The organism is Stenotrophomonas indicatrix (genome assembly GCA_041545745.1).
Classification (GTDB): Bacteria; Pseudomonadota; Gammaproteobacteria; order Xanthomonadales; family Xanthomonadaceae; genus Stenotrophomonas; species Stenotrophomonas indicatrix_A.
Genome location: CP168152.1, coordinates 3143123 through 3155833, shown reverse-complemented (window position 1 = coordinate 3155833; position 12711 = coordinate 3143123). Strand labels below are relative to the sequence as shown.

13 protein-coding genes are annotated in these 12711 nt (G+C 65.7%); 9 read left to right on the top strand and 4 right to left on the bottom strand.

Features of this window, described 5'->3' with window-relative positions:
• Positions 1-8 precede the first annotated feature (8 nt).
• A complete protein-coding gene (locus tag ACEF39_RS14575) occupies positions 9-1001 on the bottom strand; it encodes a tetratricopeptide repeat protein (RefSeq protein ID WP_500285565.1) in 993 nt (330 codons plus the stop codon).
• Between the two features lie 205 nt (positions 1002-1206).
• Here ACEF39_RS14575 and ACEF39_RS14570 point away from each other — a divergent pair, with 205 nt between their 5' ends.
• A complete protein-coding gene (locus ACEF39_RS14570; RefSeq protein ID WP_500285564.1) occupies positions 1207-2397 on the top strand; it encodes a glycoside hydrolase family 18 protein in 1191 nt (396 codons plus the stop codon).
• A gap of 59 nt (positions 2398-2456) precedes the next feature.
• Here the strand turns inward: ACEF39_RS14570 and ACEF39_RS14565 are convergent, their stop codons facing one another.
• From ACEF39_RS14565 to ACEF39_RS14555, 3 genes are read right to left on the bottom strand one after another with little or no spacing between them, the layout of a single operon-like run.
• The gene (locus ACEF39_RS14565) at positions 2457-4016 is read right to left on the bottom strand and encodes a PepSY-associated TM helix domain-containing protein (RefSeq protein WP_500285563.1); all 1560 of its coding nucleotides are present in this window, start codon (positions 4014-4016) and stop codon (positions 2457-2459) included.
• A gap of 10 nt (positions 4017-4026) precedes the next feature.
• Positions 4027-4290 (bottom strand): hypothetical protein, encoded by a 264-nt coding sequence (locus ACEF39_RS14560; protein ID WP_191078743.1) that lies wholly within the window; start codon positions 4288-4290, stop codon positions 4027-4029.
• A complete protein-coding gene (locus ACEF39_RS14555) occupies positions 4290-4586 on the bottom strand; it encodes a hypothetical protein (protein ID WP_025876254.1) in 297 nt (98 codons plus the stop codon). The genes ACEF39_RS14560 and ACEF39_RS14555 overlap by 1 nt, the downstream gene beginning before the upstream one ends.
• 418 nt (positions 4587-5004) lie before the next feature.
• Here ACEF39_RS14555 and thrS point away from each other — a divergent pair, with 418 nt between their 5' ends.
• The 8 genes from thrS to ACEF39_RS14515 all read left to right on the top strand — a co-directional run bounded on the left by thrS (position 5005) and on the right by ACEF39_RS14515 (position 12663).
• The gene (gene thrS / locus ACEF39_RS14550; RefSeq protein ID WP_500285562.1) at positions 5005-6906 is read left to right on the top strand and encodes a threonine--tRNA ligase; all 1902 of its coding nucleotides are present in this window, start codon (positions 5005-5007) and stop codon (positions 6904-6906) included.
• Between the two features lie 49 nt (positions 6907-6955).
• Positions 6956-7498, top strand: a complete 543-nt coding sequence (infC, locus tag ACEF39_RS14545) for a translation initiation factor IF-3 (protein ID WP_089236282.1) — start codon at positions 6956-6958, stop codon at positions 7496-7498.
• A gap of 274 nt (positions 7499-7772) precedes the next feature.
• Positions 7773-7970, top strand: a complete 198-nt coding sequence (rpmI, locus tag ACEF39_RS14540; RefSeq protein WP_002811096.1) for a 50S ribosomal protein L35 — start codon at positions 7773-7775, stop codon at positions 7968-7970.
• 11 nt (positions 7971-7981) lie between these two features.
• On the top strand, positions 7982-8341 hold the full coding sequence (rplT, locus tag ACEF39_RS14535; RefSeq protein WP_005410435.1) for a 50S ribosomal protein L20: 360 nt from the start codon (positions 7982-7984) through the stop codon (positions 8339-8341).
• 194 nt (positions 8342-8535) lie between these two features.
• A complete protein-coding gene (gene pheS, locus ACEF39_RS14530; protein WP_089236281.1) occupies positions 8536-9531 on the top strand; it encodes a phenylalanine--tRNA ligase subunit alpha in 996 nt (331 codons plus the stop codon).
• A gap of 86 nt (positions 9532-9617) precedes the next feature.
• Positions 9618-11999: a phenylalanine--tRNA ligase subunit beta gene (gene pheT / locus ACEF39_RS14525; protein WP_500285561.1), complete on the top strand. Its 2382-nt coding sequence runs from the start codon at positions 9618-9620 to the stop codon at positions 11997-11999.
• 27 nt (positions 12000-12026) lie between these two features.
• The gene (locus ACEF39_RS14520) at positions 12027-12326 is read left to right on the top strand and encodes an integration host factor subunit alpha (protein WP_005410432.1); all 300 of its coding nucleotides are present in this window, start codon (positions 12027-12029) and stop codon (positions 12324-12326) included.
• On the top strand, positions 12307-12663 hold the full coding sequence (locus ACEF39_RS14515) for a MerR family transcriptional regulator (RefSeq protein ID WP_005410431.1): 357 nt from the start codon (positions 12307-12309) through the stop codon (positions 12661-12663). The genes ACEF39_RS14520 and ACEF39_RS14515 overlap by 20 nt, the downstream gene beginning before the upstream one ends.
• Positions 12664-12711: the final 48 nt, after the last annotated feature.

The following is a 12711-nucleotide window of genomic DNA, read 5'->3' as shown; positions in this document are numbered from 1 at the left end:
GCAAGACGCTACGGCGACGGTTCCTCTGCATCTTCCTGCCCCAGCCACCACACCTGGCCCGGCTCCGGGTCCGTAAGCGGATGCTCGCGCTGTTCAATCGCCTCCAGCACGCGCCCACTGCCAGCTGTCATCCATGCCGCTATCAGCTTCTCCACTGCGACGCGGCCCTGCGCGGCAATGCCGAGATTGCGTTCGCGCGCCCAGCCCTCGTCATCCTCGTGGCTGTCGTCATAGTGCTGGTGCGGTGCGCCATAGCTGCAACGCAGGCACAGGTGACGTACCGAATGGGTCCAGTCTTCGACCAGGCCGATGCCGGGCAACGTCATTGCGCGCAGCGCGGCAATGTCCTCCGGCCCATCGCACTGCACGAACACGGCGTAGGTCGCCATGTCCGACTGCTGCAGGCGCTGCATCGCATTGAATACCGGCACTTCGCGCTCGCCGTAGGTGCGACGCCCGGTGGATGCACCGTCGTGCAGCACGATGTCACCGAAGCGGAACCCGCTCTCCGGAAGCGGCACGTTCTCCAGCCGTGCGCGCACCGGATCCAGCCGACGCATGTACACGGTCTCGCCGCTGGACCACGGGTTCAGGCGAACACAGGCAACGCCGAAATTGCCATCGATCGGGCCTTCGCTTTCGGCAAGCGTAATGCCGCAACGGGTCCATTGCCGGCGTGCCTCGGCCCAGTCGCCGGCGCCGGTCGCGGCAATGCCGGCATTCCATGCGGTGGCCTCGTCGATGTCATCGCGCAGCTGCTCCGAGCGCAGGTTGTCCTGCAGTGACTTCGGCCAATCGCGCAGGTACTTGTGCGCAAGCCCGCGCATGTAGTGCAGGTGGGGGATGTCGGGCGTCCATTCGACGAGCTGGCCGAACAGGGCTGCTGCGTCAACCAGTTCACCCGCATCGAAGGCCGCATAGGCACTCGCCTCCAGTGCTTGCAGCTTTTCCAGGGTGTCGTCGTCTAGCAGCGTGCCGTCTGCGTCGTGGTCTGTGGTCATGTCCGTGTGCCAGAGAAATTCCAGCGCCACCTTAGCTCAGGTAGGTCGTGTGTTGTCCTGTTGCGAACTGCTGCGCATGCAGATCGGCCACGTCGATGTCATCTTCAATCACCCCGAACCTGTCCGACGGACGACATGCGTGGACATCCGCACCATGGAGCGATCTGTTTGCTAACGTGGCGACGCCTTCGACCCGGGAGTTCCCATGTTCCGCCAGACCTTGGCCGCACTTGCTGTGCTGATTGCCGGCACCCTGTCCATTGCCGCGCAGGCGCAACCGGCGCAACCGCCGATCTTCGGCGCGTACTACCCCGGCGGTTCGGCCGAGCGCTATCCGGTATCGAGCATCCCGGCCGAACGACTCACCCATCTGTTCTATGCGTTCTCCACCATCGAGGAGGGACGCTGTGCGATCGGTGCCGAGGCGCCTGCCAACTTCGCGGCGTTGGCCGAGCTCAAGCGCCGACACCCACATCTGCGCACGTTGATTTCGATCGGGGGCTGGGGTGCGGGCGGATTTTCCGACGCTGCGCTGACCGAGGTCAGCCGCAGGCGCTTGGTCGATTCGTGCATGGCGTTGTTCTTCGAGCGCCATGCCGGCAGTTTCGATGGCGTGGACATCGACTGGGAATTCCCGGTCAGCGGAGGCCCGAAAGAGCTGGCGCACCGCCCGCAGGATCGTGCCAACCTGACCAGGCTTGCGCAGGCCTTCCGCGTGGCGCTGGATGCTCGTAGCAGGAAGACGGGGCAGCCGATGCTGCTGACCGCCGCGCTCGCCGCCGGCCGCCTGCAGACCGATGGACCCTATGACCCCGCCGCCAGCTACGATCTGCCGGCGTTGGCCAAGGTGTTCGATTTCATCAACCTGATGAGCTACGACATGGGCACCGGCTTCTCGGCGGTGTCGACCTTCAATGCCCCCCTGCATGAAGTGCCTGCCGACCCGTTGGCGCCGGAACTGCGGCGCTGGAACAACGTGGCCGGTGCCGTGCAGTACTACCGCGAGCATGGCGTGCCGGCGGCCAAGCTGGTGCTGGGCGTGCCGTTCTACGGGCGTGGTTTCAAGGTCAACGGCGAGTCGGTGGATGGCCTGTACCAGGCCTACAGCGCTCCGGCCGATGCCGGCGACTGGCGGGTGATCAAGGCGCGCTATCTCGACCAGCCGGGCTGGAACAAACACTGGCAGCCGCAGGCGCAGAGCCCGTGGCTGTACAACCCGACCGAGAAGATTTTCATCAGTTATGAAGACCCGCGTTCGATCGGGCTGCGTGCACAGTTCGCGCGTGAGCAGGGCCTGGCCGGTGTGTTCATGTGGGAGCTGACCGGTGACGACGAGCAGGCCAGCCTGCTCAACGCGATGCTTGCTCCGTGGCAGAAGGCCCGCGTCGGCGACTGACCGTGCTGGCAGCACCGGGCCAGGACCGACGCTGCAATCCGATCATCGATGGCGAGTCGTCAGTTTGCCCACACGCTGTTGGGGTCACCGTTGCGGGCCCGCCGCTGGCTCGCATACGCCAGGCGAGCAAAGCCAAAGGCCATCGCCAGTGCCATCGCATCGATCCAGAACAACGGCCAGTGGCCGCGTGTGGCGGCCAGCCACAGCCAGTCACCGTTGAGGGCGCCGTGCGCCACCGGCACCAGTGCGGTGCTGATCGCCGCGGCCCACAGCAGCTCGCGCGCCGCCTGCGCCGGGCGGCGCAGGGCTGCCCACAGCGCACACGCCGCCCAGGTCACAAAGCAGGCCCAGCGGATGCCATGGTCGACCTGTGCAGGTGCTACCCGCTCCAGCACCAGCGCGGCCACGAAGGCCACCGAGATCGCCACGCACAGGCCGATGCAGACACCCACAGTGGCCCGCGCCATGTTGACGGCAGCGCGTGACTGCTGCGGCTGACGGCGTTTGCGCCGCGACTCGATCCACAGCAGGTTGCCCGAATAGAACAGGAAGGCGCCGCCGAGGCCGAGCAGGAAATACAGCCAGACCACCACGCCGTTGCCGAACTCGCCGAAATGGAGGGCATAGGCGGCACTGAGCGTGGCGTGGTTGGCATCGCGTTGGCCGGGCAGCTGGCTGGCCAGCACGCGGCCGCTTTCGACATCCAGCGCGACGGCGCCGAGCGGGCCAAGCGTGCCGCTGGCCTCGCCGGTGATCTCGATGGTCGCGTTGGCATCACCGCCATTGGCCAGTTTCAGGTAGGCCGGTTCGAAATTTGCCACACCCTGCGCGCGTGCCACTTCCAGCGCCCGTGCGTGCAGTTCGCGCAGACTGCCCGGTGCAGCAGGGATGCCACTGGCCTCGCGCAGCGGCGCGGTGTCCATCGCCGTCGGTACCGCCTGCAGCGCCTTGCCGTCGTAGATCAGGGGATTGAGTACGGCCATCTGCATGAACACCAGGCAGAGCAGGGCGCCGGTCACCGCGAACATCAGATGGAACGGCAGGCTGAGCACGCCGATCACGTTGTGCGCGTCCTGCCACTGCTGCTTGAGATTGCGGCCCGGGCGCAGCGCGAACAGATCGCCCAGCAGCTTGGGCAGGTGGATCACCAGGCCGCTGAGCAGGGCCATGCCGTACAGCAGGCTGACGATGCCCATCACGTAGACGCCGGCGACCGGCAGGCCCAGGCTGTAATGCAGTTCGTTGACCAGTTCGGCCAGCCCGGTCTGCGGTGGCGTGGGGCTGCCGCCGGTCTGTCCCGGCCATGCATAGCGCCAGCTGCCGTCTTCGGCCTGCCAGTAGGCCAGCGGCTGCGGATGATCGGTGCCCGGGAAGGTCATGCCAACGTGGCGACGCGCTTCGGCGTGCGTGGCCAGCACGTCGTCGAGCAGGTACTGCGCATCATCCAGGCCGGCCGGCAGCGCGGTTGCCGCGCCTGGTGTCTGCCACAGCGGGAGGTCGTGGTGGAACAGGGTCAGCGCGCCGGCATAGAACGCCACGAACAGCCCGAAGCCGGCGACCAGGCCAACCCAGGTGTGCAGGGTGGTGAACGTGCGCAGGGTCTGGGAACTGAATTTCATGCGGTCGATCTCATTGCACCGCGCCGGTCAGGCGCAGCAGGCCGAGTACGGCGAAGCCAAGGGCCGCGCAACCGGCCAGGGTCAGCCAGGCGCGCAGCGGGCTGCGGAAACTGAAGGCCCACAGCGCGGCCAGCATCCACAACGGGACGAATGCGATCAGGCTCGGCACCAGGGCCTTCTGCCAGGGGCCCGGCGGCAGCCATGCCACCAGGCCGGTTGCCGCAGCGGCAAGGAAGAAGCCGGCGAAGATGCCGGCCAGTGCGCGCGGCCACATCAGCGCGGCTCCACATCAGGGCGGTGCCACGCGGCCAGTGCCGGCAGCAGCATGGCGGCCAGCATCCAGGTGCACAGCATCGCCACCAGGCCGGCGGCAAAGCCCAGCTCGGCCATCCACAGCCACAGCGCGGCCACAGCAGCGACCAGGCCGATCTGCCGGCCCAGGCGCCCGGCACGGCGCAGACGTGGCCAACGGCAGTGCGGGGAGGCGGCATAGAACGCCAGCGCGGAGAACATCGCCGACAGCATGCCTAGGCTGCAGAAGCCAAGGGTCGACAGGCCAACGGTGATCATTGCGGGCTCCGAGCCCGGCACTCGGCCGGTGAACGCGGGGCACGGGCGGGACCGGCAGGCGCCGGTCGGGGCGGGTGGCGCATTGCAGGGTCCTGGGGGAAGCGGGCAGGTCGGCACGGAGGCTGGCTGCGCGCACATGGTAATCATTGCGTTTTCACGCCGCCAGCGAGCGCCATTCAGGCGCCGCTTGGGCTTTGTCGGCCACTGGTTTAAGATCGTGGGCAACCACATCCTGGAACCAAGGTGGCCCGCGCACTGCGCCGGCCGAGCGTGCGACATGAGCACTACCACCGCCCACTGTTGACCTGCCCCGAAGGCCCTGCATTCCAGGCGCCCTAGTGGCGCTTTTTTATTGCCCGGGCGTTGGCCCGGGAGCGCTTTCCAGCCCGCCCGGCGGGCCCCGCATGAAGCCATTGAAATGATCACGATTACCCTTCCCGACGGCAGCCGCCGCGAATTCGAACATCCTGTCAGCGTCATGGACGTCGCCCAGTCGATCGGCGCCGGCCTGGCCAAGGCCACCATCGCCGGTTCGGTGGATGGCGTGCTGGTCGATGCCAGTGACGTCATCGACCACGATGCCTCCCTGCGCATCATCACCGCCAAGGACGAGGAGGGCGTGGAAATCATCCGCCACTCCAGCGCCCACCTGGTCGGCCACGCGGTCAAGCAGCTCTATCCGGACGTGAAGATGGTGATCGGCCCGGTGATCGCCGAGGGCTTCTACTACGACATCTATTCCGAGCGCCCGTTCACCCCGGAGGACATGGCGGTGATCGAAAAGCGCATGGGCGAGCTGATCGCACAGGACTACGACGTCATCAAGAAAGTGACGCCGCGTGCGGAAGTCATCGAGATCTTCAAGGCCCGTGGCGAGGACTACAAGCTGCGCCTGATCGAGGACATGTCCCCGGAGATCCAGGCGATGGGCATGTACTACCACCAAGAGTACGTGGACATGTGCCGCGGCCCGCACGTGCCCAACACGCGCTTCCTGAAGGCCTTCAAACTGACCCGCATTTCCGGCGCCTATTGGCGTGGCGACGCGCAGAACGAGCAGCTGCAGCGCGTCTACGGCACCGCCTGGGCCGACAAGAAGCAGCTCGATGCGTACATCAAGCGCATCGAAGAAGCGGAGATGCGCGACCACCGTCGCATCGGCAAGCAGCAGGACCTGTTCCACCTGCAGGAAGAGGCCCCGGGCCTGGTGTTCTGGCACCCGAAGGGCTGGGCGCTGTGGCAGGTGGTCGAGCAGTACATGCGCAAGGTGTACCGCAGCACCGGCTACGGCGAAGTGCGCTGCCCGCAGATCCTGGACGTGTCGCTGTGGCAGAAATCGGGCCACTGGGACAACTACCAGGACGCGATGTTCTTCACCGAGTCGGAGAAGCGTACCTACGCGCTGAAGCCGATGAACTGCCCGGGCCACGTGCAGGTGTTCAACCAGGGGCTGCACAGCTACCGTGATCTGCCGATCCGCTACGGCGAGTTTGGCGCCTGCCACCGCAACGAGCCTTCCGGTGCGCTGCACGGCATCCTGCGCGTGCGTGGCTTCACCCAGGACGACGGTCACGTGTTCTGCACCGAAGACCAGGTCGAGGCGGAAGTGACCGCGTTCCACCAGCAGGCGCTGGCGGTGTACCAGCACTTCGGCTTCGAGGAGATCCAGGTCAAGATCGCGCTGCGCCCCGAATCGCGTCTGGGCGATGATGCCACCTGGGACAAGGCGGAGGGCGCGCTGCGCTCGGCATTGTCCAGCTGCGGGGTGGAATGGCAGGAGCTGCCGGGCGAGGGCGCCTTCTACGGCCCGAAGATCGAATACCACCTGAAGGACGCCATCGGCCGCACCTGGCAGCTGGGCACCATGCAGGTCGATTTCATGATGCCTGGCCGTCTGGGCGCTGAATACGTGGACGAGAACAGCCAGAAGAAGCATCCGGTGATGCTGCACCGGGCCATCGTAGGCTCGATGGAGCGTTTCCTGGGCATCCTGATCGAGCACCATGCCGGCCAGTTCCCGGCTTGGCTGGCGCCGACCCAGGTGGTGGTGGCCAATATCACCGATGCGCAGGCTGAATACGTGTCTGCCGTGACCAAAAGCCTTGCGGATCAAGGCTTCCGCGTCAGCGCCGATTTGCGTAACGAGAAGATCGGCTATAAGATTCGCGAGCACACGCTGCAGCGCGTGCCGTACCTGCTGGTCATTGGTGACCGCGAGAAGGAAAACGGCGCTGTGGCGGTGCGTACGCGTTCTGGCGAAGATCTCGGCAGCATGAGCCTCCAGGCTTTCACCGAGCGGCTCCAGGCCGAGGGCGCGTAAACAAAGGTCCGGCCCGTGCGCATTGGCGCCCGGGCCGGGTTCGACACCCTTGGGAGATCGCAATATCAGTACCCCTGACAACAAACAGAACCGCAAGAATCAGGAAATCCGTGTGCCGCGCGTCCGCGTGATCGGCAGTGACGGAGAAATGATCGGCGTGTTGACGCGAGACGAAGCGTTGTCCATGGCCGAAGATGAAGGCCTGGACCTGGTCGAGATCCAGCCGCAGGCAGACCCGCCGGTGTGCAAGATCATGGACTTCGGCAAGTTCAAGTTCGAAGCCCAGAAGAAGGCCAGCGAGGCCAAGAAGAAGACCAAGCAGGTCGAGATCAAGGAAGTGAAGTTCCGTCCGGTTACGGACGAGGGCGACTACCAGATCAAGCTGCGCAAGATGCGCGGTTTCCTTGAAGAAGGCGACAAGATCAAGGTCAACATCCGTTTCCGTGGCCGTGAAATGAGCCACCAGGAACTGGGTCGCGAGATGGCCAGCCGGATCGAGGGTGATCTGGGCGAGGACATCGTCATCGAATCCCGTCCGCGCCTGGAAGGGCGTCAGATGGTGATGATGATCGCGCCGAAGAAGAAGACCTGAGGCCTGACGGGCTGCCTCGCGGGGCGCCTGGCGGCTGAATGGATGAAGGTGAAGGGGCGCCGCTGGCGTCCTTTTGCTTTTCCGGGACCGGCGCAGCCGGGTTGCGGATGAAAAGCTGTATGGGGGCTGGTTACAGGGCGGTTTTGCCTGTATCATGCCCGGCTCGACCCACCCAGGACGGGTCGTACGCCGATCATGGCAGGACGGAAAGAGCGGCCCAGGCCGCCGCCAGATCAGTCAGAAACCAGGGTCATATCCCATCAAGGACATTGCAATGCCCAAGATCAAGACCAACCGGGCGGCGGCCAAGCGTTTCCGCAAGACCGCCTCGGGCAAGTACAAGTGCGGCCACGCCAACCGTAGCCACATCCTCACGAAGAAAGCGACCAAGCGTAAGCGTAACCTGCGTCAGACGAATCACGTCCGCGCAGAAGACGCAGGCCGTCTGGACCGCATGCTCCCTTACCTCTGAGGAACTGAAAAATGGCACGAGTTAAGCGTGGCGTACAGGCGCGTCGCCGCCACAAGAAAATCCTTGATCTGGCGAAGGGCTACTACAATGCCCGTCGCAAGGTCTTCCGCGTCGCCAAGCAGGCGGTCATCAAGGCACAGCAGTACGCCTACATCGGCCGTAAGCAGAAGAAGCGCAACTTCCGTTCGCTGTGGATCACCCGCATCAACGCGGCTGCCCGCATCAACGGCCTGAGCTACAGCCGTTTCATGAACGGCCTGCTGAAGGCTGGCATCACCCTGGACCGTAAGGTTCTGGCTGACATCGCCGTGCACGACGCAGCTGGCTTTGCTGCACTGGCCGAAAAGGCCAAGGGCGCACTGGCGGCATAAGTCCTTCCCGATGCCGTTGCCGTTCACGGAGAACGGTGTCTGGTAGAGGCAATGCATGGGGAAGGGCGCAAGTCCTTCCCCATTCTTTTTTGTGCCGGGCGCAGCCGTGCAGATGGCGGGCGACCGGCAAGCGGTTGCGACGGCGCGGCCCTTCGTGCATCGCGATGGCAGACCGACTGGAGTTCCGGCTACCCATGAGCGACATCCAATCCCTCACTTCCCAGGCGCTGGCTGATGTGGCCGCCGCGCAGAGCCCGGACGCGCTGGAACAGCTGCGCGTGGCCCTGCTTGGCAAGAGCGGCAGCATCACCTCGCAGCTGAAACAGCTCGGTGCGCTGCCGGCCGACGAACGCAAGGCGGCCGGTGAGGCCATCAACCAGGCCCGCGATGCGCTGAGCAGCGCGCTGGGCGAGCGCAAGGCAGTGCTGGAAGATGCCGCACTCGATGCGCGCCTGGCCGCCGAGGCGATCGACATCACGCTGCCCGGCCGCAGCGGCGAACGCGCTGGCCTGCACCCGATCACCCGCACCCTCGAGCGCATCACCGGCATCTTCGGCCGGCTGGGCTATGAGTTGTCCGAAGGGCCGGAGATCGAGGACGACTGGCACAACTTCGAGGCGCTGAACTTCCCGCCGCACCATCCGGCGCGCGCCATGCATGACACCTTCTACTTCGGTGACGGTCGCTTGCTGCGCACGCATACCTCCGGTGTGCAGGTGCGCTACATGGGAGAACACCAGCCGCCGCTGCGCATGATCGCCGCCGGCAAGGTCTATCGCAGCGACAGCGACCAGACCCATTCGCCGATGTTCCACCAGGTCGAAGGACTGCTGGTTGACGAGCACTCGACCTTCGCCGATCTGAAGGGCACGTTGTCCGAGTTCGTGCGCGCGTTCTTCGAGCGTGATTTCGAGATGCGCTTCCGCCCCAGTTACTTCCCGTTCGTCGAACCCGGCGCGGAAGTGGATATCGCCTGGCAGCAGCCCGATGGCAGCACCCGCTGGCTGGAAGTGCTCGGCTGCGGCATGGTCCACCCGAACGTGCTGCGCAACGTCGGCATCGATCCGGAGCGCTACACCGGCTTTGCCTTCGGCCTGGGCGTGGAGCGTTTTGCGATGCTGCGCTACGGCGTCAACGACCTGCGCGCGTTCTTCGAGAACGACGTGCGGTTCCTGAAGCAGTTCGCGTAAGCCACAACCATGTCGTGCCGGGCCATGCCCGGCTGCACTTGAATCCGAAGCCCAGGCGCATGCGCCGGGCCCACCAGGGTGACCCCATGAAATTCTCCGAAAACTGGCTGCGCAGCCACGTCCCGACCACTGCCTCGCGCGATGAGCTGAGCGCGGTGCTGACCGCCATCGGCCTGGAAGTGGAAGACGTGACCGCGCTTGGCGACGGCCTGCAGCACGTGGTCGTCGCGCGTATCGTCGAAGCCGAACGCCATCCCGAAGCCGACCGCCTGCAGGTGTGCAAGGTTGATGCGGGACAGGCTGAGCTGCTGCAGATCGTCTGTGGTGCGCCGAATGCGCGCCCTGGCCTGGTCGCGCCGCTGGCGATGGTCGGTGCGCAGATCGGTGAATTGAAGATCAAGCCGGCCAAGCTGCGCGGCGTCGAATCCAACGGCATGCTGTGCTCGGCCAAGGAGCTGGGCCTGGACAACGATGCCTCCGGCCTGCTGGAACTGCCGGATGACGCGCCGGTCGGCCAGACCCTGGTGGAGTACCTCGGCCTGCCGGACGCCAGCATCGAGATCAAGCTGACCCCCAACCGCGCCGACTGCTTCAGCATCCGCGGCATCGCCTATGACGTTGCTGCAGCCACGCGCAGCGAAGTAGTGGATTTCATCGCAGAGCCGATCGCTGCCCATGGCAGCCGCGAGCTGGCGATCCAGCTCGATGCCGGTGCCGAAGCACCGCGCTATCTTGGTCGTGTCATCGAAGGTGTCAACGCCGCGGCGAAGACCCCGTTGTGGATGGCCGAGCGCCTGCGCCGCAGTGGCGTGCGCCCGGTATCGCTGCTGGTCGACATCACCCAGTACGTGATGCTCGAGCTGGGCCAGCCGATGCACGCCTACGATCTGGGCACCCTGCAGGGCACGATCGGTGTGCGTCGTTCGCGCGCCGGCGAAAGCCTGAAGCTGCTGGACGGCCGTGACGCTGCGCTGGACGACAGCTTCCTGGTGGTCACCGACGCTGATCGCGCGGTCGGCCTGGCCGGCCTGATGGGCGGCTTCGATACACGCGTCACCGATGCCACCACCGCCGTGTTCCTGGAAGCGGCGCACTTCGCGCCGGCCGCGATCATGGGCCGTGGCCGCAAGCTGGGCCTGCATACCGATGCCGGCCACCGCTTCGAGCGTGGCGTCGACCCGGCGCTGCCGCGTACCGCCATCGAATACGCCACCCGCCTGGTGCTGGACCTGGCCGGTGGCACCCCGGCGCCGGTGACCGAGGCGGTACATGCGGCTGACCTGCCGCAGCCGGCCACGATCCTGCTGCGCCGCGCACGCATCACCCGCGTGCTGGGCATCACCATCGAAGACGCCGAAGTCGAGCGCATCCTGCGCGCGCTGGGCATGCAGGTGGCGATCGCTGGCGAAGGCTGGCAGGTCACTGCGCCGAGCCGCCGCTTCGACATCGCCATCGAAGAAGACCTGATCGAGGAGCTGGCCCGGATCCACGGTTACGAGCAGATCCCGACCACGCTGCCGGGTGGTGCATCGCGTGTTGCGATGCCGACCGAGACCCAGCTGGACACGCTCAGCGTGCGGCGCCAGCTGGTTGCCCGCGACCTGCAGGAAACCGTCAATTTCGCCTTCGTCGACGACGCACTGCTGAGCCAGTGGCAGCTGCGCGACAACCTGGTGCCGCTGGCCAACCCACTGTCGGCCGAGCTGGCGGTGATGCGTCCGGCGCTGCTGCCGGGCCTGGTCGCTACCCTGGGCCGCAATGCCGCCCGCCAGCTGGGCCGCGTGCGCCTGTTCGAGATCGGCCGCGTGTTCGCCCGGCAGACCGGTGACGGGCAACCGGCACCGCTGGAGACCTCGCGCGTAGCCGCTGCGGTCTGCGGTGAAGGGCAGGCGGTGCAGTGGGGCCTGCCGACCCGCAAGGTCGATTTCCACGACCTGAAGGGCGACCTGGAATCGCTGGCCGCTGCCAGTGGCGCGGTACTGGAGTTCCGCCCGTCCACCCGTGCCTACGGCCATCCGGTGCGTTCGGCCGAGGTCTTCCGCGACGGCCTGACGATCGGCTGGATCGGTCAGATCCACCCGCGTCTGGCCAAGGCGATGGACATCGACGTGGACGTGTACGCCTTCGAGCTGGATCTGGAAGCGCTGTCCGCCCGTGCGCTGCCGCGCGCCGGTGAACTGTCGCGCTACCCGGCGGTGCGCCGCGACCTGGCCTTCCTGGTGCCTGAACAGGTGGCCTGGAGTGACCTGGCCGCGACCATCCGCCAGGCTGCCGGCCCGTTGCTGCGCGAGCTGAACCTGTTCGACCGCTACGTCGGCCAAGGCGTCGAGCCGGGATTCAAGAGTCTCGCTATGGGCTTGATTTTGCAGGACAAGTCGCGCACTCTGACGGACCGCGACGTGGAAGCGGTAGTGGCCGAGGTGGTCACTGCCATCGAGCGTGAACACCACGCCCGGATCCGCGGCTGAGCGGGCAGCACTCGGGGGTAGCAGGCAATGGCATTGACCAAGGCGGAGATGGCGGAAAAGCTGTTCGACGAAGTCGGTCTGAACAAGCGGGAAGCCAAGGAATTCGTCGACGCGTTCTTCGATGTGCTGCGTGAAGCATTGGAACAGGGACGTCAGGTGAAGCTGTCGGGCTTTGGCAATTTCGACCTGCGGCGCAAGAACCAGCGCCCGGGTCGCAACCCCAAGACCGGCGAGGAAATTCCGATTTCCGCCCGTACGGTGGTTACCTTCCGTCCGGGCCAGAAGCTCAAGGAGAGGGTGGAAGCTTATGCTGGATCCGGGCAGTAACCGCGAACTTCCGCCGATTCCGGCCAAGCGCTACTTCACCATCGGTGAAGTCAGCGAACTGTGCGACGTCAAGCCGCACGTGCTGCGCTACTGGGAAACCGAATTTCCCAGTCTCGAGCCGGCCAAGCGCCGTGGCAACCGTCGTTACTACCAGCGCCACGACGTGCTGATGGTGCGGCAGATCCGCAGCCTGTTGTACGAACAGGGCTACACCATCGGTGGCGCGCGCCTGCGCCTGGATGGTCCGGATGCGCGCGAGGAATCGGCCTTGAGCAACCAGATCATCAAGCAGGTGCGTATGGAACTGGAAGAAGTGCTGCAACTGCTGCGTCGCTGACCCATTTCCGCCGTAATCCGCTATACTTCACGGCCCGCCGCACTGGCG